19 protein-coding genes and 1 other RNA gene are annotated in these 20,419 nt (G+C 62.0%); 12 read left to right on the forward strand and 8 right to left on the reverse strand.

Annotated elements, in window-relative coordinates:
* Positions 1-23: 23 nt before the first annotated feature.
* The 8 genes from AC1DMA_RS18105 to ompA all read right to left on the reverse strand — a co-directional run bounded on the left by AC1DMA_RS18105 (position 24) and on the right by ompA (position 6,999).
* Positions 24-836, reverse strand: coding sequence for a polysaccharide deacetylase family protein (locus AC1DMA_RS18105; RefSeq protein WP_478145085.1), 813 nt, complete (start codon positions 834-836; stop codon positions 24-26).
* A complete protein-coding gene (locus tag AC1DMA_RS18110; RefSeq protein WP_478145086.1) occupies positions 823-1,809 on the reverse strand; it encodes a YVTN family beta-propeller repeat protein in 987 nt (328 codons plus the stop codon). The genes AC1DMA_RS18105 and AC1DMA_RS18110 overlap by 14 nt, the downstream gene beginning before the upstream one ends.
* A 59-nt stretch (positions 1,810-1,868) precedes the next feature.
* A complete protein-coding gene (locus tag AC1DMA_RS18115; protein WP_478145087.1) occupies positions 1,869-2,597 on the reverse strand; it encodes a pseudouridine synthase in 729 nt (242 codons plus the stop codon).
* Positions 2,597-4,330 (reverse strand): gamma-glutamyltransferase, encoded by a 1,734-nt coding sequence (gene ggt, locus AC1DMA_RS18120; RefSeq protein ID WP_478125777.1) that lies wholly within the window; start codon positions 4,328-4,330, stop codon positions 2,597-2,599. Before ggt ends, AC1DMA_RS18115 begins: the two co-directional genes overlap by 1 nt.
* A 98-nt stretch (positions 4,331-4,428) precedes the next feature.
* Positions 4,429-4,814: a transfer-messenger RNA gene (ssrA, locus tag AC1DMA_RS18125) on the reverse strand.
* A 12-nt stretch (positions 4,815-4,826) separates the two neighbouring features.
* Complete coding sequence (gene gph / locus AC1DMA_RS18130) at positions 4,827-5,492, reverse strand: phosphoglycolate phosphatase (RefSeq protein ID WP_478125776.1); 666 nt, start codon at positions 5,490-5,492, stop codon at positions 4,827-4,829.
* Positions 5,492-6,211 (reverse strand): bifunctional 2-polyprenyl-6-hydroxyphenol methylase/3-demethylubiquinol 3-O-methyltransferase UbiG, encoded by a 720-nt coding sequence (ubiG, locus tag AC1DMA_RS18135; protein WP_478145088.1) that lies wholly within the window; start codon positions 6,209-6,211, stop codon positions 5,492-5,494. Before ubiG ends, gph begins: the two co-directional genes overlap by 1 nt.
* Positions 6,212-6,351: 140 nt before the next feature.
* Positions 6,352-6,999, reverse strand: a complete 648-nt coding sequence (gene ompA / locus AC1DMA_RS18140; protein ID WP_478125774.1) for an outer membrane protein OmpA — start codon at positions 6,997-6,999, stop codon at positions 6,352-6,354.
* A 224-nt stretch (positions 7,000-7,223) separates the two neighbouring features.
* Here ompA and gyrA point away from each other — a divergent pair, with 224 nt between their 5' ends.
* From gyrA to crcB, 12 genes are all read left to right on the forward strand, one after another.
* Positions 7,224-9,872: a DNA gyrase subunit A gene (gyrA, locus tag AC1DMA_RS18145; protein ID WP_478145089.1), complete on the forward strand. Its 2,649-nt coding sequence runs from the start codon at positions 7,224-7,226 to the stop codon at positions 9,870-9,872.
* Positions 9,869-10,459, forward strand: a complete 591-nt coding sequence (locus AC1DMA_RS18150) for a DUF2059 domain-containing protein (protein WP_478125772.1) — start codon at positions 9,869-9,871, stop codon at positions 10,457-10,459. The genes gyrA and AC1DMA_RS18150 overlap by 4 nt, the downstream gene beginning before the upstream one ends.
* Positions 10,456-11,577: a 3-phosphoserine/phosphohydroxythreonine transaminase gene (serC, locus tag AC1DMA_RS18155; protein ID WP_478145090.1), complete on the forward strand. Its 1,122-nt coding sequence runs from the start codon at positions 10,456-10,458 to the stop codon at positions 11,575-11,577. Before AC1DMA_RS18150 ends, serC begins: the two co-directional genes overlap by 4 nt.
* A 19-nt stretch (positions 11,578-11,596) precedes the next feature.
* Complete coding sequence (gene pheA / locus AC1DMA_RS18160; RefSeq protein ID WP_478125770.1) at positions 11,597-12,715, forward strand: prephenate dehydratase; 1,119 nt, start codon at positions 11,597-11,599, stop codon at positions 12,713-12,715.
* Between the two features lie 10 nt (positions 12,716-12,725).
* Entirely contained in the window at positions 12,726-13,589 is an 864-nt protein-coding gene (locus AC1DMA_RS18165; RefSeq protein WP_478125769.1) for a prephenate dehydrogenase, read from the forward strand.
* A gap of 66 nt (positions 13,590-13,655) precedes the next feature.
* On the forward strand, positions 13,656-15,650 hold the full coding sequence (locus AC1DMA_RS18170) for a bifunctional 3-phosphoshikimate 1-carboxyvinyltransferase/cytidylate kinase (protein ID WP_478125768.1): 1,995 nt from the start codon (positions 13,656-13,658) through the stop codon (positions 15,648-15,650).
* A gap of 166 nt (positions 15,651-15,816) precedes the next feature.
* Complete coding sequence (gene rpsA / locus AC1DMA_RS18175) at positions 15,817-17,502, forward strand: 30S ribosomal protein S1 (RefSeq protein ID WP_478125767.1); 1,686 nt, start codon at positions 15,817-15,819, stop codon at positions 17,500-17,502.
* A gap of 69 nt (positions 17,503-17,571) precedes the next feature.
* The gene (locus AC1DMA_RS18180) at positions 17,572-17,889 is read left to right on the forward strand and encodes an integration host factor subunit beta (protein WP_478125766.1); all 318 of its coding nucleotides are present in this window, start codon (positions 17,572-17,574) and stop codon (positions 17,887-17,889) included.
* Positions 17,890-17,921: 32 nt separating this feature from the next.
* The gene (locus AC1DMA_RS18185) at positions 17,922-18,239 is read left to right on the forward strand and encodes a LapA family protein (RefSeq protein ID WP_478125765.1); all 318 of its coding nucleotides are present in this window, start codon (positions 17,922-17,924) and stop codon (positions 18,237-18,239) included.
* Positions 18,229-19,413: a lipopolysaccharide assembly protein LapB gene (gene lapB / locus AC1DMA_RS18190; protein WP_478145091.1), complete on the forward strand. Its 1,185-nt coding sequence runs from the start codon at positions 18,229-18,231 to the stop codon at positions 19,411-19,413. Before AC1DMA_RS18185 ends, lapB begins: the two co-directional genes overlap by 11 nt.
* Positions 19,414-19,517: 104 nt before the next feature.
* Complete coding sequence (locus AC1DMA_RS18195) at positions 19,518-19,874, forward strand: ComEA family DNA-binding protein (protein ID WP_478125763.1); 357 nt, start codon at positions 19,518-19,520, stop codon at positions 19,872-19,874.
* A gap of 148 nt (positions 19,875-20,022) precedes the next feature.
* Positions 20,023-20,403, forward strand: coding sequence for a fluoride efflux transporter CrcB (crcB, locus tag AC1DMA_RS18200; RefSeq protein WP_478145196.1), 381 nt, complete (start codon positions 20,023-20,025; stop codon positions 20,401-20,403).
* Positions 20,404-20,419 lie beyond the last annotated feature (16 nt).

The raw sequence follows: 20,419 nt of genomic DNA on the forward strand, positions 1-20,419 counted from the left end.
GACCCGGAATTACGCCCGAAGGTTCAGGGGTGCGCCGCGATCCAGTCGCGGTACGCAGGATGCTGCCTCAGCGTCTCGAAGCAGAAGCCCTTCGCCTTCAGCCCGACGATGAGCGGTTCGAGGTCCGCAGGCGCCCAGGGGTCCTTGCGCGACCAGATTCCGAGGTGCGCTAGCAGGATGTCGCCTGGCTGGATGCGGTCGAGGGCCTGTTGCAGCAGTTTTTCGTTGCTGAAGGTCTCGCTGGGCAATTCGTCTCCCAGGAAACCCGCCGGCGCCCAGCCGACGTGCGCATAGCCACACGCCTTGGCGACCGCAATCAGCTTCGGAGAGGTCTTGCCACTGGGCGCGCGAAACAGCGGCAGCGGCTTCTTGCCGGTGATGTCTTGCAACCGCTCATTGGACTTGGCGATGTCGGCGCAATACTGCTTCGCGTCCCACGTGAATTCACGGCCCGCGAAGGCACCAGCCGTCGGCTTGATGCGAAAGTGTGGCTCGACGCCCTTGAGGTCGCCGCGCCAGACCGCATGGTCGTAGGTATGGGAGGCGAATTCGTGGCCCTCTGCCGCTCTCGCCTTCCACCACGGCGCCCAATGGTTGTCCAGGCTGTCGCCATCGGTCTGGGTCCGCTCCGCCGCAGCGAAGAAGGTGACGCGTACATCCTGCCGCTTGAGAACCTCGGCCACGAGGGGTGCAATGCCCATGTGCCCTGTATCGAAAGTCAGGTAGACCGGCTTGTTGCAGGTGCCCTGCGCCATCGCACTGGTGCAAAGAAGGGCCGCCGTCGCCAGCAGCGATGCGCCCACGTACTTGTTGGCTGTGTGCTTATTGCTTGGCATGGGCGAGAGTCCAGACGCCGTGCGGCGATCGGCCCACATTGACCTGCCGAGCCACTGAGTGGCTGGCGAGATCGACCACACTGAGCTTCTTGGCCCAGCGCGATGTCACGAAGAGGGTTTTGCCGTCCGCCGAAACGTCCATGCAATCGGGACCGCCCGGCACCGGATAGGTGTCGGTGACCTTGAGCGTGGAGATATCGATCCGGCTGATCGTGTTGGCCACGCGATTGCTCACGAAAACGCTGCGTCCATCGCCGGCAGAACGGAAGGCATGCGCGCCCTTGCCGGTCGGCAGTTTGCCGACGAGTTTGGGCTGCGGTCCGGCTACATCGAAAACCTGCACACCATCGCCACCGGTCAGGCCGACCAGCAGCGTCTTGCCGTCGTGGATGCCGAAGATGTCCGCTGGCATGGGCCCCGTCGGCGTGCGCCAGCGGATGGTCTGGCTGGCAATGTCGATCGCAATCAGCTCGTCGCTGTCCTGCATCGTGACGTAGGCCGTCGTGCTCTTCGGGTCGATCCAGATATGGCTCGGCGTCTTGCCCGTCGGGATCCGCTTGACGAGCTTGGGCTCCTTGCCGTCCCAGCGATAGAGGTCGACATGATTCAGTCGATTGCCCGCGGTGACGAACCATTTCATGTCCGGCGAAAACCGCAGCTGGTACGGGTCAATGATCCCGTAGACCACACGCTGCACTTCGGCGGTCCGAGGATTCAGGAACGTGAGCGAATCGCCTGCCGAGTTCGCGACGATGAGCGAGGTCTCGTCCGGCGTGAGGTAGAGGTGATGCGGCTCCTTGCCCGTCGGAATGCGGACCCGTTCGGTCCAGGTGCCGGGATCAATCACGCTGACGGTCGCATCGAGCGAATTCAGCACGAAGATCGGAGACGGCTCTGCGGCGTGCGACGGGAGCGCGGCGCAAACAAACAAAAAGGCCGCAAGGCGGCCTGTCAGGTAGGGGATGTAGCGCAAGGAGAGGGTCCGAAAGAGGTTGTGCGATTTTAACGATCGACACCCTCTCCCGGCTGACCTCACTGCTTATTTCGCAACGCTTCGACTTGCGCCGCATCAAGCCACCGCCAGTGCCCGGGCGCGAGGTCATCCGGAAGCGCCACTGTGCCGATGCGCGAACGGTGCAAAGCCTCGACACGGTTCCCCACCGCGGCGAGCATGCGTTTGACCTGGTGGTACTTGCCTTCGGTCAGCGTCAGCCGCAAGTGCAACGGACCGGCCGCCTCGCAGGCGGCGGCCCGTACCGGCTTCGGATCGTCATCGAGGACGACCCCCGCGAGCAGCCGCGACACCTGCCCGTCGTCGACAGGGTGCTTGGTCGTGACTTCGTAGACCTTCGGCACGTGGTGCTTGGGTGAGCCCATCCGGTGGATGAACTGGCCGTCGTCCGTCAGGAGCAGCAGTCCGGTGGTGTCCTGGTCGAGCCGCCCGATCGCCTGCACCCCCTGAACCGCATTCTTGTTAGGCCGCAGCCGCAGCGGGGACGGCAACAAGGTATAGATGCTGGGATAGGTCGACGGCTTCTGTGAGCACTCGGTGCCGGCCGGCTTGTTCAGCATCAGATAGGCCTTCTCGTGATACTGCCACTCGACGCCTTGCACGGTGAAGCGCAAATCCTCAGCGTCGAAATCCGCGCCGGGATCTGTCACGGTCGTGCCGGAGACGCTGACATAGCCCTGTTGAACCAGCCCGGCGCACACCCGCCGCGTCCCGAAACCCTGCGTGTAGAGAATTTCCTCTATCTGCATCAGTACCCGAGTGCCAGGCCGGTATTGCGGCGAGGGTCGTTGGCCCCGTAGAAGCGGTTCTTGCCGACGGGTTGGCCGCCCAGCGAAGGCGCGCCGACAATGATTGCAGCCACGTGATTCGCCGGCTGCGGAACGCCTAAGTTATGGCCCATGTCGATGAGGATCTTGCGCGTGTCTGGCGACAGCGCAAAAGTCTCGACATTGGTGACATCGGGGAGCCATTGCTGATGGAAGCGCGGAGCGTCAACGGCTTCCTGAACGTTCATTCCGTAGTCGACCACATTGAGGATCGTGTGCAGCACCACTGTGATGATTCGGCTTCCCCCTGGCGTGCCGACGACGAACACGGGCTTGCCATCCTTGGTCATGATGGTCGGGCTCATCGAGCTCAATGGACGCTTGCCCGGAGCAATGGAGTTGGCCTCGCCCTGCACCAATCCATACAGATTGGGCACGCCAACCTTGGAGGTGAAATCGTCCATTTCATCGTTGAGCAGCACGCCGGTGCCGGCGGCTGCGACCTTGGCCCCGAACCAGTCATTGAGGGTATAGGTCACCGAAACCGCATTGCCCCACTTGTCGACGATCGAGTAGTGCGTGGTGTTGCTGCCCTCGTGGGGAGCGACGCCGGGCTTGATGTCTTTCGAAACCCCCGCCTTCTTGGGATCGATCACGGTCCGGATCTTCTCGGCATAGCCCTTGTCGAGCAGCCGATCGAGCGGATTCTTCACGAAATCTGGATCGCCCAGATAGCTGTTGCGGTCGACGTAGGCGTGGCGCATCGCCTCGATCTGGTAGTGCACTGCCTGTGCGGAACGAAAGCCCAGATCCTTGAGCGGATAGCCCTCCAGAATGTTCAGCATCTCGCAGATCACCACCCCTCCCGAACTGGGCGGCGGCGCAGAAACCACGTGGTAGCCGCGGTAGTCGCATTCGATCGGCGGCAGTTCTCGGGTCTTGTACTGGTCCAGATCGGCTTGCGTGATGAGCCCCTTGCCCGTCTGGCTCGACGCCACGATCGCGCTTCCGACCGAGCCCTTGTAGAAACCGTCAACGCCGTTGCGGCTTATGGCTCGGAGGGTTCTTGCCAGATCCTTCTGCACCAGCTTCTGGCCGACTGCGAATGGCTCGCCCTTGTTCAGGAAGATCGCTTCAGAGGCCGGATCCTTCTTGAAATCGGCCGTGGCTGTCGCCAGCATGTCGACGTCGCCCTGCTCGAGGACGAAGCCTCGCTCGGCCATGGCGATGGATGGCCTGATCAGCGCGGCGCGCTTCATGGTGCCGTACTTCTCGCGCGCGAACTCGAGACCGGAGACAGTGCCTGGCACACCCACGGCCAAGTGCCCGGTCGTGCTCAACCCCTTGATGACGTTGCCGTCCTTGTCCAGGTACATATCCGCCGTGGCGGCCAGCGGCGCTTTTTCGCGGAAATCGAGGAAAGTTTTGCGGCCGTCGGCGAGTTGCACCGTCATGAAGCCCCCGCCGCCAAGATTGCCCGCGGCCGGATAGACGACGGCGAGTGCGTAGCCCACCGCAACCGCCGAATCGATCGCATTGCCCCCGCGCTTGAGCACATCGACCCCGACCTGCGTCGCGAGGTGCTGCGCAGTCACGACCATCCCGTTTTCCGCCGGCACCGGCGCCTGTGAGGCCGCGTGAAGCTGGACGGCTCCAGCCAGCGCAAGCGCTGCGACGGTGACGCGAAGCGCCGAAGTCCATTGAAGTTGTCTCATGCGCTTACGTGGGATGTTGAGAAGAGGAGAGTTTCGCCGCTTCGGGGGCTTCCGCAACGATTGAGGCGCCATCTTTTGCATGGCGCCCCGGTCTTGTTTGGTGGAGCTGGGGGGATTTGAACCCCCGTCCGTAAGCCTTCTTCGCGCAGATCTACATGTTTAGCGATCTGATTTGAGTCTCGCCACCGGTGTCGCGCAGTCGCACGCTACACCGGCCGCCAGCACCCTATTTTCTCGCTCCGACCCAAGGTACCCGGATTGGAGCCAGCCGATGTAGATTATCTTTGCAGCCGGGAGGTACAGATTGCTCCGTACCCCCTTGCCCAGCCCATCGGCCTGCTGTTGCAAAGCTCACCGGCAATTAAGCGGCGAGTGCGAAACGTTCGTCGTTTGCAGTTAGTTTGTTTGAATCTGTTTTACGAGCGCATTCAGCTCGACATGCCCCGCTGCGATTCCGAACCCACGTCGAAACCAGTGCAGCCCCAAGCCGCTAATTTTAGGCCTGTTTGAGAAGTTGCAAGAGCTCCATGGGCGATGAAATTGCCGCGTCGGCGTCCCAGCGTGCGACCTCCGCCTGTTCACCCATGTAGCCGTAGGTGGCGGCGACGGTTCGCATGCCGGCCGCGCGGCCCGCGAGGATGTCGCGCTCGTCGTCTCCCACGTAGACGCATGATTGCGGCGCGACCCCAAGGCGGCGTGCAGCCTCGAACAACGGCTCGGGGTGGGGCTTGGCAAACGGGGTCGTATCGCCACTGATGATTGCGCGGGCTGATTCGAACAACGGTATTGCGCGGGTCAGCGGTTCAGTGAACCGAACAGATTTGTTGGTCACCACGCCCCATTTCAACCCTCGCGCACAAAGCGCGGCGACGAGTTCGTCGACGCCGGCAAACACCTGGGTGTTCTTCAACATCCGCGCTTCATAGTTCAGGAAGAACTCTTCGCGCAGTGGCGGGAATTCAGCCGCATCGGTCGTGATGCCGAAAGCCACGCTCAACATCCCCCTGGCGCCGGCGCCCGCCATCGGCCGGTAGCGCTCCAGCGGCAACGAGGCCATTCCCCGGTCCGTGCGCATCTGGTCGGCAGCGGCGCCGAGATCGGGAGCGCTGTCGATCAGCGTGCCATCAAGGTCGAACAAGACAGCTTCGATTTCCCGTCCCATCACTCCGCCCTGCCCGGCTTCTGTGTAGCGAACATGTAGTTCACGCTGGTGTCGTTGCTCAGCCAATAGCGTCGCGTGACCGGGTTGTGCTCCAGGCCGGATGTTCGGCGCAGATCTAGATGGGCGGCCCGGCAGTAAGCGGCGAGCTCGCTCGGGCGAATCAGCTTCTGATACTCGTGCGTACCGCGCGGCAGCATGCCCAGGACGTACTCCGCGCCAACGATGGCGAGCAGGAACGACTTCAGGTTTCGATGGATGGTGGAAAAGAAGACCCAGCCTCCGGGCTTCACCAGATCGGCACATGCCTTCACGACCGAAGCGGGCTCCGGCACGTGCTCCAGCATTTCCATGCAAGTGACGACGTCGAAGCTCTCCGGCTGTTCGGCGGCAAGGGCCTCGACGCTGATCGAGCGGTACCTCACGCCACGGGTGGCGGCCTCCAGTGCGTGCAGTTGCGCAACTTTGAGCGCCTTGTCGGCCAGATCGATGCCGAGGACTTCCGCACCCTTGCATGCCATCGAATCGGCCAGAATCCCGCCGCCGCAACCGACGTCGAGCACGCGTCGCCCTGCAATCGGCACTATGCCGTCGATCCACTCGAGCCGTAACGGATTAATTTCGTGCAGAGGTCGGAATTCGCTTTCGACGTCCCACCAACGGTGCGCGAGTTCAGAAAATTTGGCGAGTTCAGCCGGATCGGCATTCACGTTTTCGGTCATGTTCGGATTATGAGTCGCCGCGAATTCGCCAAGGACCACATCCGGATTCGATCAATGGGAATCTCTATATGGCAATGACAGCATCGCGCGGCCATAAAAAAACCCCGCCGAAGCGGGGTTTCATTAGCGATTCAGTCGAATCACTTGTTGGGGCGGGTACCGACCACTTCGATTTCCACGCGACGGTTCTTGGCGCGGCCTTCGGCAGTGCGGTTGTCAGCGATCGGCTGGCTCTTGCCCTTGCCTTCGGTGTAAACGCGGTTCTTTTCGATGCCCTTGGAGACCAGGTAGGCCTTCACAGCTTCAGCGCGGCGAACCGACAGCTTCTGGTTGTAGGCAACAGTACCGATCCAGTCGGTGTGACCGACGGCGATGATCACTTCGAGGTTCACGTCCCTGATCTTCGAGACCAGGTCGTCCAGCTTCGCGCGGCCTTCAGGCTTGAGGACGTACTTGTCGAAGTCGAAGAAGGCGTCAGCAGCGAAAGTAACCTTCGATGCAGCGACTGCCGGCGGAACCGGTGCCGGGGCAGGAGCCGGTGCTGCTGCAGCAGGAGCGGCAGGAACCAGAGCACCGTCGCAACCAGCGGCGGCCGTTGCGGGCGTCCAGTTGGCATCGCGCCAGCACAATTCATTGGTGCCGTTCTTCCAGACGAGTTCGCCAGTACCGTTTTGCCAGTTGTCGATGGCTGGGCCGCCGTCTGCTGCGGTGACACGGGTCTGCGCGCCGGCGGCAGTGGCGAGCGCAGCGACTGCAAACATCATCGCCACTTTATTCAGTTTCTTCATGGTTCTCCTCTTGGGGAAAAAGCCGCAGCCGCGCTGCGAATCAAGGACGCTTTAAGTGACCACCACCCAAAACGTTGAGGCGATTGTGCCATAGGGTCTTTCGCAAACAGGCCGCTGGACACCCCGGAAACGTAGGACGGAGGCGGAATACCGGCCTTGTGTTGCGGCGGTGCGACACCGTCCACAGCGTAAAATTTCGCCTCCTTGCCGTCAGCCCGCCGCCCATGACCTCGTTCGCCAAAGAAACACTCCCCATCAGCCTCGAAGAGGAAATGCGCCGCAGCTATCTTGATTACGCCATGAGCGTTATCGTGGGGCGCGCCCTCCCTGACGCCCGCGACGGCCTCAAACCAGTGCATCGGCGCGTGTTGTACGCAATGCACGAGCTCAACAACGACTGGAACCGGCCGTACAAGAAGTCGGCCCGTATCGTGGGTGACGTCATCGGTAAGTACCACCCGCACGGCGACCAGTCGGTCTACGACACCATCGTCCGCATGGCGCAGAACTTCTCGATGCGCCACATGCTGGTCGACGGCCAAGGCAATTTCGGCTCGGTGGATGGCGATATGGCAGCTGCCATGCGATATACCGAGATCCGGCTCGCCAAAATTGCGCACGAAATGTTGGCCGATATCGACAAGGAAACAGTCGATTTCGGGCCGAATTACGATGGCTCCGAAAAAGAGCCATTGGTATTGCCGAGCAAACTGCCCAATCTGCTCGTAAATGGCGCCGGCGGTATCGCTGTGGGTATGGCGACGAATATTCCGCCTCACAACCTGAACGAGGTTGTCGACGCATGTCTCCACCTTCTGCGCCATCCCGACGCCAGCATCGACGACCTCATGGAGATCGTCCCGGCGCCTGATTTCCCCACGGCCGGGATCATCTACGGCATTAACGGCATCAAGGACGGCTACCGGACCGGTCGCGGCAAGGTCGTGATGCGGGCGAAGTGCCACTTCGAAGACATCGATCGCGGCCAGCGCCAGGCCATCATCGTCGACGAGCTTCCCTACCAGGTCAACAAGAAGACGCTGCAGGAGCGCATGGCCGAGTTGGTGCACGAGAAGAAGATCGAAGGCATCAGCCACATCCAGGACGAGTCCGACAAGTCGGGCATGCGCCTCGTGATCGAGCTCAAGCGCGGCGAAGTACCCGAAGTTGTTCTGAACAATCTCTACAAGCAGACGCAACTGCAAGACACCTTTGGCATCAACATGGTGGCGCTGGTCGACGGCCAGCCGAAGCTGTGCAACCTCAAGGACCTGATCGAGGTCTTCCTGCAGCATCGGCGCGAAGTCGTGACGCGTCGAACGGTCTTCACGCTGCGTAAGGCGCGCGAACGCGGACACGTGCTCGAAGGTTTGGCAGTCGCCCTCGCCAACATCGACGAGTTCATCGCGATCATCCGAAATGCGCCGACGCCGCCGGTCGCCAAGGCCGAACTCATGAGCCGCGCCTGGGACAGCAAGCTGGTGCGCGAAATGCTCACTCGCACCCGCGCTGACGGCGGCGTGATCAATGCCGACGATTACCGCCCCGACGGGCTGGACCGCGAATTCGGCATGAGCTCCGAAGGCCTCTACAAGCTTTCAGACACCCAGGCGCAGGAAATCCTGCAGATGCGCCTCCAGCGCCTGACGGGCCTCGAGCAAGACAAGATCGTTGCCGAGTACAAGGACGTCATGGCGGAAATCGACGATCTGCTCGACATCCTCGCCAAGCCCGAACGTGTGTCGGTCATCATTGGCGACGAACTGACGACGATCAAGCAGGAGTTCGGGCAAAGCAAGCTGGGCGTGCGCCGCAGCCAGGTCGAGCACAGTGCCTTCGATCTTTCGACGGAAGACCTGATCACGCCGACAGATATGGTCGTGACGCTTTCGCACAGCGGCTACATCAAGAGCCAACCTCTGGGCGAGTACCGTGCACAGAAGCGCGGCGGACGCGGCAAGCAAGCCACGGCAACCAAAGAGGATGACTGGATCGACCAGCTCTTCATCGCGAACACGCACGACTACATCCTGTGCTTCTCGAATCGCGGACGGCTGTACTGGCTCAAGGTGTGGGAAGTGCCCGCCGGTTCGCGCGGCTCGCGCGGCCGGCCCATCGTCAACATGTTCCCGCTGCAGGAAGGCGAAAAAATCAACGTCGTCCTGGCGCTGACCGGCGAGAAGAGAACCTTCCCGGCCAATCAATACGTGTTCATGGCCACTTCGATGGGCACCGTCAAGAAGACGACGCTGGACGAATTCAGCAACCCGCGAAAGGCCGGCATCATCGCCGTGGATCTCGACCCGGGCGACTACCTGATCGGCGCCGCGCTGACCGATGGAGCGCACGACGTGATGCTCTTCTCCGACGGCGGCAAGGCGGTGCGCTTTGATGAGAACGACGTTCGTCCCATGGGCCGCAACGCACGAGGCGTGCGCGGTATGACCCTGGAAGACGGACAGGGCGTGATCGCCATGCTGGTGGCCGAAGATGAGGAGCAGAGCGTCCTTACGGCCACCGAAAACGGTTACGGAAAGCGCACAAGCATTACCGAGTACACGCGTCATGGCCGCGGAACCAAAGGCATGATCGCAATTCAACAAAGTGAACGTAACGGCAAGGTGGTGGCCGCGACTCTCGTGCACGCAGATGACGAGATCATGCTCATCACCGACAAGGGTGTGCTCGTGCGCACCCGCGTTTCCGAGATTCGCGAACTCGGTCGCGCGACGCAAGGCGTCACGCTGATCGGCCTCGATGAAGGTGCGAAGCTCAGCGGACTTCAGCGCATCGTCGAGAATGACGCGATTGTCGAAAACGAACCCGGCGCCGACGACACTTCCCCATCATCTTCAACGGAGAATCCTCAGTGAAAAAAATCAAACTCGCGCTCCTGACGGTCGCGCTCGCCGGCAGTTCGCTGGCCATGGCCCAGGACAAGGCGGCGCTGGTCAAGCAGTTCATCGATCTGCAACGGCCTGGGATTGAGTCGCTCGCGCGCGGATTGGTCGAACAGTCGAGCGCTCCGATTGCACAGGCCGGCTCGCAATACCTGCAGACGCAGGTGCCTGCCGAAAAGCGGGAAGCGGCAGCCAAGGCAGCCGACGCCGAGCTCAAGAAGTACTTCGACGACGCCTATCCCCTCGTGCGCGACAAGGCGCTGCAACTCGCACCGGGCGCATTGGGCCCGTTGATGGAACAGAACTTCAGCGAAGATGAATTGCGCCAGTTGCTCGCCTGGATCAGCTCGCCGCTGAGCAAGAAATACCAGGAACTCAACCCCAAGCTTCAAACCGCGCTGACTGAAAAGCTGGTGGCTGAAACCCGCGCAAGCATCGAGCCAAAGATGGTTGCGCTCGACAGCAACGTCGCAAAGGCCCTGGGCGCACCGACGAGCGGCGGTGCCGCAGCAGCGCCCGCGGGCAAGGCGGCGCCAGCCAAGGCGCCCGCTAAGAAGTGACGCCGAGCGCAGGTCCGCGCCCATACAACTTCTCGGCCGGTCCGGCAGCGATGCCGGAGGCAGTGCTTGAACGCGCAGCCTCCGAAATGCTCGACTGGCAAGGCAGTGGCATGGGCGTGATGGAGATGAGCCATCGCGGCAAGGAGTTCGGCGCGATCAGTGCACAAACCGAAGCCGACCTGCGCTTTCTGCTTGCGGTACCAGAACATTTTCACGTTCTCTTCATGCAAGGCGGCGGTCTCGGCGAGAACGCCATCGTGCCGCTGAATCTCTCGCGCGGCACCAGCGCCGATTTCGTTATCACTGGCAGTTGGAGCACCAAATCCCAAAAGGAAGCGTTGCGCTACTGCAAGGCAAATGTTGCCGCGACGAGCGCCGCCGAGCAATTCACCCGAATTCCCGACCCAGCGACTTGGCAGCTCTCAAAAGATGCTTCGTACGTCCACGTCTGCAGCAACGAGACGATCAACGGCGTCGAGTTCCACGAGTTGCCGGATCTCGCGGCATTGGGTAGCAAGGCACCCCTCGTCATCGACTTCTCGTCGCACGTGGCCTCTCGACCGGTGGACTGGTCTCGTGTAGGACTGGCTTTCGGCGGCGCCCAGAAGAACCTCGGGCCGGCTGGCCTGACGATTGTGATCGTGCGGGACGATCTCCTCGGGCATGCGCTCGAAGTCTGCCCCAGCGCCTTCAACTACAAGACCGTCGCCGACAACCACTCGATGTACAACACGCCCCCAACCTGGGGCATCTATATCGCGGGTTTGACCTTCCAGTGGCTGCGACGGCAGACGGAGGGCCAACTCTCGGGCGTGGCCGCCATGGAAGCGCGCAACCTCGAAAAGGCGCACCTGCTCTACGATTTCATCGACGCCTCGTCGTTCTTCGACAACAAGGTCGATGCATCTTGCCGCTCGCGCATGAACGTGCCCTTCTTCCTTCAGGACGAAAGCCGCAACGAGGCATTCCTTGCCGGCGCACGCGAGGCGGGGTTGCTGCAACTCAAGGGCCACAAGTCTGTCGGCGGTATGCGAGCCAGCATTTACAACGCGATGCCGTTGTCTGGTGTGCAGACTCTCGTAGGCTACATGCGAGAATTCGAGCGGTCGCATGCGTAGACGCATCCGCACCTGACCGATGACCGTACCTGCCCCCCCATCCTCGACACCCGACCCTTCCTCCAGCCTGTCCGATCTGCGCGTGCAGATCGACTCGCTCGACCAGCAGCTTCTGGATCTTTTGAACCGCCGCGCTCACGTCGCGGAACAGGTCGGTGAGGTCAAGAAACGCGAGGGCACGCCCTTTTTCCGCCCCGATCGCGTAGCACAAGTGATCGAGAAGATGCAGAAGAGCAACGGCGGCCCGCTCAAGTCCCTGCATGTTGCCGCCATCTGGCGCGAAATCATGTCGGCGTGCCTGGCGCTTGAATCGCCCCAGCGCGTGGCGGTGCTCGGACCCGAAGGCACATTTTGCGAACAAGCGGCCGTCGAGTACTTTGGCGGCGCGGCTGACCTGATCTATTGCGCGAGCTTCGACGAAGTCTTTCACGCCACGGCCGCGGGCAGCGCGCAGTACGGTGTCGTCGGTGTCGAGAATTCCACCGAAGGCGTCGTCACTCGCTCTCTCGATTTGTTTCTGCACTCCCCCACTCACGTGGTTGGCGAAGTCAGCCTGCTTGTTCGGCATCACCTTCTGAGGTCCAGCAATTCGCTCGATGGCATCGAAGCGGTGCTCGCTCATCCTCAGGCGCTCGCTCAATGCCAGACTTGGCTCGCCAAGCATTTGCCGAATGCCGAAAGGCGAGCAGTCTCCAGCAATGCCGAGGGCGCACGGCTCGCCGCGAGCAATCCGGCTTGGGCAGGGTTGGCGAGCGAACGCGCAGCGACGCGCTTCGGCCTGCACATCGTCGCGCACGCCATTCAGGACGACTCCTATAACCGCACGCGCTTCGCCGTCATCTGCCTGCCGCAAACGCTGGCGATGCCGCCTCAGTCGGGCCGCGACTGCACCAGCCTTATCGTTTCGGTGCCCAACCGACCCGGCGCGGTCCACGACCTGCTGGTGCCGCTCAAGGCCAACAACGTCTCGATGACGCGCTTCGAATCCCGCCCCGCACGAACGGGCCAGTGGGAGTATTACTTCTACATCGACCTGGATGGGCACCCGTCCCAGCCCAACGTGGCGGCGGCACTCACTGAACTGCGCAAGCTTTGCGCGTTCTATAAAGTCATCGGCGCCTATCCGGTCACCGCTTGAGGCCCTGACGATGTTCGAGCAATTGGGGTTGATTGGCTGCGGGTTGATGGGGGGATCTTTTGCGCTCGCCCTAAAGCGCGCGCGGCTCGTCAAACGCGTCGTGGGCTACAGCAAGTCGCCCTCCACCACGGAGCGGGCGCGACAGATGGGCGTGATCGACGTCGCAGCGCCGTCGGCGTTGCTGGCGGTGTCGGGCGCCGATCTGGTCTTGATCGCAGTGCCGGTCGGCGCCTCCGAGCAGACCTTCAAGGCGATCCGCCATGGCATCACTGATCAGATGCTAGTGATGGATGTGGGCTCGACCAAAGGTGACGTGATCGAGGCGGCGCGACGCGGCTTGCAAGATCAGCTTGGCGCCTTTGTTCCGGCACACCCGATCGCTGGCAAGGAGGTCGCCGGCGTGGAGCATGCCGATGCCGACCTCTACAAAGGACGCAAGGTGGTGCTCACGCCCATCAAGGCAACGCTGCGTTCGAATGTGCAGCGGGCGACCCAGGCATGGTCCGGCGTCGGCGCAAAAGTCGAGACGATGACGCCAGAGGCACACGACACGGCGTTTGCCGCGGTCAGCCATTTGCCGCACATGATCGCCTTTGCGTTCACGACTGCGTTGGCGGCACACCCCGACGGCAACCGCTTTCTTGAACTCGCCGGGCCCGGATTTCGCGACTTCACCCGCATCGCCGCCAGCGATCCGGCGGTCTGGCGCGATGTCTTTCTCGCGAATCGCGAACAGGTTTTGCTTCAATCGCAGAATTTCCGAGAGGCCCTGAAGCAGTTCGAAGCGCTGGTGGCGTCGGGTGATTCGCAGGCGCTCGAGGACGCTATCACTTCGGCGAGCCGCATACGCGCGCAGTGGCAGCCGGGAGAATGAATTCCACCCCCGGACGCACTCCGTCAATGCGTCTCTCAAAGCGTTATCGCGCGCGGGAAGACTGACATGTTCTCGACCCCGTTTCTCGACATCCCGGCGCTCGCGACGGCGTCCGGCACCGTCGGCCTGCCGGGCTCTAAGAGCATTTCCAATCGTGTCCTGCTTTTGGCCGCGCTCGCCAGCGGCACGACAACCGTCCACGACCTGCTCGATTCCGACGACACCCGCGTGATGCTGGACGCCCTCGCGGCGCTCGGTTGCGGCATCGAACGGGCGCGCTCGACGCTGCGTATTACAGGTCTGGGCGGCATACTGCACACAGCCAAAGCCTCGCTGTTCCTTGGGAATGCAGGTACAGCCATGCGCCCGCTGACCGCCGCGCTGGCGCTTCTCGGCGGCGAATTCGAGTTGAAGGGCGTTCCGCGCATGCACGAGCGGCCGATCGGGGACCTGGTGGACGCTCTGACACAACTCGGCTGCCACATCGACTATCTCGGCAATCCCGGGTATCCGCCGCTTGCGATCCATCCAGTCGGGATCGATGCAATTCAGGTTGAAGCGCCGATTCGCGTTCGTGGGGATGTGTCCAGTCAGTTCCTCACCGCATTGCTGTTGGCCCTTCCCTTGGCGGCACGGCGCGACATCACGATCGAAGTCGTCGGCGAACTGATCTCGAAGCCTTACATAGAGATCACGCTCAACCTGCTTTCGCGTTTCGGGATTCAGGTGCAGCGCGAAGGTTGGCAGCGCTTCACGATCCCAGCCGGAAGTCAGTATCGATCGCCCGGCGACATTCACGTCGAGGCTGATGCTTCGTCGGCCAGTTACTTCATCGCGCTCGGCGCTATTGCAAAGGGCTCGGGCATCCGCATTGAAGGCGTCGGTGCGGACTCGATCCAGGGCGACATCCGCTTTGTCGACGCCGCACGCCAGATGGGCGCAGGCATCGAAAGCGGACCCAACTGGCTCGTGGTGACACGCAAGTCTTGGCCGCTAAAGGCCATCGACATCGACGCCAACCACATCCCGGACGCGGCGATGACATTGGCAGTGATGGCGTTATATGCGGACGGACCAAGCACGCTGCGCAACGTTGCGAGCTGGCGGGTGAAGGAAACCGATCGAATCGACGCCATGGCCGCTGAACTCCGAAAGCTCGGTGCCACTATCGAAGACGGGCCCGACTTCATTCGCGTTCATCCGCTGGCGGCGCCCGACTGGCGGGCAGCGAGTATCCGCACCTACGACGACCACCGCGTGGCGATGTGTTTCTCCCTGGCGGCGCTCAATCCCGCAGGCGTGTCCGTGCGCATTCTCGAACCGCATTGCGTCGCAAAAACCTTCCCGGATTACTTCGAAACGCTGTTTTCGGTCTCCGAAGCAGTGGAGGTTCCCGTGATCTGCATCGACGGTCCGACTGCCTCGGGAAAGGGCACGCTCACCATCGAAGTGGCACGCAGTCTTGGCTACCACTACCTAGATTCCGGTTCTCTGTATCGGGTCACGGGCCTCGCGATGCGTCGCAGCGGCCTCGAAGCGGACTCAGCGAACGAAGCACTGATCGCCGAACTCGCCGCATCCCTGCCGCTGGCCTTCAGCGAAGGCAAGGTCCTGCTCGGCGGAGAAGACGTCAGTGATGCCATTCGCACAGAAGCTGCAGGTATGGACGCTTCCCGCGTATCGGCTCTGCCAGCAGTGCGCGCAGCCCTTCTGGGGTTGCAAAGAAGCTTCAGGCGACTCCCCGGATTGGTCGCCGATGGCCGCGACATGGGCACCGTGATCTTTCCCGATGCGAAGCTCAAGGTGTACCTCACCGCAAGTGCCGCTCACCGGGCCGAGCGGCGGTATAAGCAATTGATTTCAAAGGGTATTTCGACTACACTCGACGCTCTTCGCGCCGACCTGGAAGCGCGTGATCTTCGGGACTCATCCCGCAAAGTCGCGCCTCTTAAACCGGCGCCTGACGCCCGCCTCCTGGATAACTCGCATCAGACCGTCGAGCAATCGATTAATCAGGTGCTGAACTGGTGGCAGGAAGCACAGCCGTTCGGGTCATCCTGAGCGGCATTTCCGTCCAGAAGGTCCCCGCCGCGCGACAGCGCACTTCCTCCTGGTTGTTCAACCCTAACCGGGCTCTCAGCCCTCACAACCGCCGTCTCCAGACATGTCAGTCGCAAGCAATATCGCATGAGCGCCTGCAAACCCTGCGTGACGGAAGGAAAACACAATGTCTGAATCTTTTGCCGACCTATTCGAAGAATCCCTGAAGCGTTCCGAAATGCGCACCGGCGAGGTCATCACCGCCGAAGTCGTGCGCGTCGAGCACAACCACGTCGTGGTCAATGCGGGCCTCAAGTCCGAAGCCTACGTGCCGATCGAGGAGTTCAAGAACGACAAGGGCGAACTCGAAGTCCAGGCCGGCGATTTCGTTTCTGTTGCCATCGGCAGCGTTGAAAACGGCTACGGCGACACCATCCTCTCGCGCGACACCGCCAAGCGCTTGGCTTCGTGGCTCGCGCTCGAGAAGGCTCTCGAATCCGGCGATTTCGTCACCGGCACGACGAGCGGCAAGGTCAAGGGCGGCCTCACGGTCCTGGTCAACGGCATCCGCGCATTCCTGCCGGGTTCGCTGATCGATACGCGTCCGATCAAGGACCTGACCCCCTACGAGAACAAGACTCTCGAATTCAAGGTCATCAAGCTCGACCGCAAGCGCAACAACGTGGTGCTCTCGCGCCGCGCCGTGGTCGAAGCGAGCATGGGCGAAGAACGCGCCAAGCTGATGGAAACCTTGAAGGAAGGCGCAGTCGTGCGCGGTGTCGTCAAGAACATCACCGAATACGGTGCGTTCGTCGACCTCGGCGGCATCGACGGTCTGCTGCACATCACCGACATGGCATGGCGCCGCGTTCGCCATCCGAGCGAAGTGGTCCAGGCCGGCCAGGAAATCACCGCGAAGATCCTCAAGTTCGACACCGAAAAGAACCGTGTCTCGCTGGGTCTCAAGCAAATGGGCGACGATCCGTGGATGGGCGTTTCGCGCCGCTACCCGCAAAGCACGCGCCTGTTCGGCAAGGTCACGAACATCGCCGACTACGGCGCGTTCGTCGAACTCGAACCCGGCATCGAAGGCCTGGTGCACGTCTCCGAAATGGACTGGACCAACAAGAACATCGCTCCGAACAAGATCGTCTCGCTGGGCGACGAAGTCGAAGTCATGGTCCTCGAAATCGACGAAGACAAGCGCCGCATCAGCCTGGGCATGAAGCAATGCAAGGCCAACCCGTGGCAAGAGTTCGCGCAAAACACCAAGCGCGGCGACCGCGTCAAGGGCCCGATCAAGTCGATCACCGACTTCGGCGTGTTCGTGGGTCTGGCTGCCGGCATCGATGGCCTGGTTCACCTGTCCGACCTCTCGTGGAACGAAGCCGGCGAAACCGCCGTTCGCAACTACAAGAAGGGCCAGGAAGTCGAAGCGATCGTTCTGGCTGTCGACGTCGACCGCGAGCGCATCAGCCTTGGCATCAAGCAGCTCGACAGCGATCCGTTCACGACGTTCACGACCGTGAACGACAAGGGCCAGATCGTCACCGGAAAGGTCAAGACCGTGGACGCCCGCGGCGCTGAGATCGACCTCGGCGAAGACATCATCGGTTACCTGCGCGCCAGCGAAATCTCCCGCGACCGCGTGGAAGATGCACGCAACGTGCTCAAGGAAGGCGACGAAGTCACGGCCGTGGTGGTCAATGTGGATCGCAAGACCCGCAACATCCAGCTGTCGATCAAGCAGAAGGACATGGCCGACGAGCAAGGCGCGATGGCCAGCCTGAGCCAGCAGTCGTCCCGCGAAAACGCCGGCACGACCAGCCTGGGCGCTCTGCTGCGCGCCAAGCTGGACAACAGCGACAAGTAAGCCGCACCGGAAGACAGAGCGGGTCCCCCAAGGCCGCTCTGTCTTTTTTTTGTCTCCCACATTCTTGCCATGACCCGTTCTGACCTTGTCGAAGAACTTGCAGCGCGCTTTTCGCAGCTGACGCATCGAGATGCGGAATACGCAGTCAAGACAATTCTTGACGCGATGGGCGACGCGCTGGTGCGTGGACACCGCATCGAGATTCGCGGCTTTGGCAGCTTCACTGTGAACCGGCGGCCTCCGCGGATCGGACGCAATCCGCGTTCGGGCGAAAGCGTTCAGATTCCGGAAAAACGCGTGCCGCATTTCAAGCCCGGCAAGGCCTTGCGCGAGGCCGTCGATGCCCGAACAGCAGAACTCGATGCCGAGAAACACAAGCGCATCTGAGGCATAGAATTCCCCCGCCAACGGGGACGCGAATGAAATATCTCCTGTGGCTGCTCAAGGCAGCCATTTTTTTTACCCTTTTTGCCTTCGCGCTGAACAACCAGCACGACGCAACCGTCTATTTCTTCTTCGGTGCGTCGTGGCGCGCTCCGCTGGTGCTGGTGGTGCTTGCTGCCTTTGCAGGCGGGCTGGTGGTCGGCGCTCTCGGCATGCTGCCGGGCTGGTGGAAGCATCGAACTGCTGCTTCCCAAGTGCCTAACGTCGCGCCAACTTCCGCGCAGACATCTGCAACGGCCACACCCGCCGTTGCAGCCACCGACCTACCCGCCGTACGCCAACATGGACTTTGACTTCAGCTGGTTGCTGCTCGGCCTCCCCATTGCATTCGTTCTCGGCTGGCTCGCTTCGCGCTTCGACCTGAGGCAACTGAAGATCGAAAACCGCCAGGCGCCGAAGGCGTACTTTCGCGGACTGAACTTTCTGCTGAACGAGCAACAGGATCAGGCCATCGACGCGTTCATCGAAGCGGTCCAGAACGATCCCGACACGCAGGAACTGCATTTCGCACTCGGCAACCTCTTCCGCCGGCGCGGCGAATACCAGCGCGCAGTGCGCGTGCACGAGCACTTGCTCGGCCGCGGCGACCTGAGCCGCGCCGACCGTGACCGGGCGCAACATGCACTGGCTCAGGATTTCCTGCGAGCCGGACTGCTCGACAGGGCCGAGGCGGCACTTCAGAAGCTCGAAGGCACACGCTACGAAAACGAGTCTCGGCTTTCGCTGCTCGCCATTTATGAGCGTTCGCGCGAATGGGCGCAGGCCGCGGCCGTTGCGCAAAAACTCGATGAGTCAGATCAAGCGAGCTACAGCACGCGGCGCGCTCATCACCTTTGCGAACAAGCGGGCGAGCGCGTCACGGCCGGCGATCTCGATGGTGCGGCTCAATCTTTGCGCCAGGCCGTTGCGCTGGCCCCGCAAGCGCCGCGCCCCGCCATCGACACGGCGATTCTGCAATTGCGCAACGGCGATTCGGCCGCGGCCTTCGACACGCTCAAAGCCCTCAGCGAGAGCGCTCCGCTGGCACTGCCCCTGTATGCCGCGATGCTTCAGCAGGCGGCTGTTGCATCCCAGCGTTCCGGTGAGGCACTGGCGCTGCTCCAGCGCCGCTACGTCGCCTCACCCTCGATCGACGTGCTCGAAGCCATCATCGCGCTCGGCGGCACTCCCGCCTTGCCTGACGATGCCAGATCCACCGAGGCCACCCCGCCGGAGCCGCGCGACGGCTACATCGCGCACCTGGCGCACCACCCTTCCCTGGTGGCTGCCTCGCGCTGGCTTGCCGGCGAACGCTTCGAGCACGAGCAGTTCCACCCCCAGGTGCAGCGCTCGCTGGACCAGGCCACGCGCCCGCTCATGCGTTATCGATGCGCTGCATGCGGCTTCGAGGCGCATCAATACTTCTGGCATTGCCCGGGCTGCCAGGCGTGGGACAGCTATCCCCCGCGCCGCGTCGAAGAACTCTGAAGATCAGTTTCGAACTCCCGCTATCATCGCGGCGCCGCACGCATTCGGCATGCGGCGGAGCGCCAAAGGCGTTTCACAAAAAAAGCAATGTCAGGGAGTTTTAAATGTTGAAGAAAATCTTGGCCGCTACGGCCATGCTGTTCGCGGTCGCCTCTTGGGCGGCAGTCGATGCCAACAAGGCAACGGAAGCGGACCTCGATGGATTGAAGGGCGTCGGCCCTGCACTTTCCAAACGCATCCTCGACGAGCGCAAGCAGGGCGAGTTCAAGGACTGGCCCGACTTCATGAGCCGCGTCAAAGGCGTGAAGGAAAAATCGGCAGCCAAGCTGTCGGCTGAAGGCCTCACGGTCAATGGCCAAGCCTACTCACATGCCGCAGAACCGGCAGTGAAACCCGACGCGAAGAAGGCCGAGCCGAAGAAGGCGGAAGCCGCAGCCGCTAAAGAACCGGCCAAGCAGTAAGAAGAACGCAAGGCGTCGCTGACGCCACAGCGCGGGCCGCCTCAAGCGGCCCTTTTTTCATTTGCCATCGCGGTAATACCGAACGATGCGCCAGTCTTTGAACTTATGCTTCGCGACACCTTTCAACGCCACCCACACCTTAGTCGCCATGCACCCCATCCACTTGATCGCCATCTGCATCGGTGCCTCTGTCGGCGCGCTCAGCCGATGGGGGCTCAACCTGTGGCTCAACTCAGGGGCTTCGCTGCCGTGGGGAACATTGGCGGCCAACTTGATCGGGGGCTACCTGATCGGAATCGCAGTCGCCATGTTCGACGGCATGCCGCAGCTCGATCCCGTCTGGCGGCTCGCGCTTATCACCGGGTTTCTTGGCGGCCTCACAACTTTCTCGAGCTTCTCCGCGGAAGTGGTCGGGATGCTCTTGACCGATCGCTTCGGCCTGGCAATGGGGACGGCAGCGCTGCACCTTGCCGGATCGCTTGTTCTTACCTGGCTCGGTATCCGAACGGTGCAGCACATGGTCGCTTGAGAGCGAATGGTCGCGC

Source organism: Variovorax sp. 05N34 (assembly GCF_056397405.1).

Bases quoted from the DNA above. Each gene is read 5' to 3' on its own strand.
- AC1DMA_RS18105 (WP_478145085.1), bottom strand. From the start codon at position 836: ATGCCAAGCAATAAGCACACAGCCAACAAGTACGTGGGCGCATCGCTG.
- AC1DMA_RS18115 (WP_478145087.1), bottom strand. From the start codon at position 2,597: ATGCAGATAGAGGAAATTCTCTACACGCAGGGTTTCGGGACGCGGCGG.
- ggt (WP_478125777.1), bottom strand. From the start codon at position 4,330: ATGAGACAACTTCAATGGACTTCGGCGCTTCGCGTCACCGTCGCAGCG.
- gph (WP_478125776.1), bottom strand. From the start codon at position 5,492: ATGGGACGGGAAATCGAAGCTGTCTTGTTCGACCTTGATGGCACGCTG.
- ubiG (WP_478145088.1), bottom strand. From the start codon at position 6,211: ATGACCGAAAACGTGAATGCCGATCCGGCTGAACTCGCCAAATTTTCT.
- ompA (WP_478125774.1), bottom strand. From the start codon at position 6,999: ATGAAGAAACTGAATAAAGTGGCGATGATGTTTGCAGTCGCTGCGCTC.
- gyrA (WP_478145089.1), top strand. From the start codon at position 7,224: ATGACCTCGTTCGCCAAAGAAACACTCCCCATCAGCCTCGAAGAGGAA.
- pheA (WP_478125770.1), top strand. From the start codon at position 11,597: ATGACCGTACCTGCCCCCCCATCCTCGACACCCGACCCTTCCTCCAGC.
- AC1DMA_RS18165 (WP_478125769.1), top strand. From the start codon at position 12,726: ATGTTCGAGCAATTGGGGTTGATTGGCTGCGGGTTGATGGGGGGATCT.
- AC1DMA_RS18170 (WP_478125768.1), top strand. From the start codon at position 13,656: ATGTTCTCGACCCCGTTTCTCGACATCCCGGCGCTCGCGACGGCGTCC.
- rpsA (WP_478125767.1), top strand. From the start codon at position 15,817: ATGTCTGAATCTTTTGCCGACCTATTCGAAGAATCCCTGAAGCGTTCC.
- AC1DMA_RS18180 (WP_478125766.1), top strand. From the start codon at position 17,572: ATGACCCGTTCTGACCTTGTCGAAGAACTTGCAGCGCGCTTTTCGCAG.
- AC1DMA_RS18185 (WP_478125765.1), top strand. From the start codon at position 17,922: ATGAAATATCTCCTGTGGCTGCTCAAGGCAGCCATTTTTTTTACCCTT.
- lapB (WP_478145091.1), top strand. From the start codon at position 18,229: ATGGACTTTGACTTCAGCTGGTTGCTGCTCGGCCTCCCCATTGCATTC.
- AC1DMA_RS18195 (WP_478125763.1), top strand. From the start codon at position 19,518: ATGTTGAAGAAAATCTTGGCCGCTACGGCCATGCTGTTCGCGGTCGCC.
- crcB (WP_478145196.1), top strand. From the start codon at position 20,023: ATGCACCCCATCCACTTGATCGCCATCTGCATCGGTGCCTCTGTCGGC.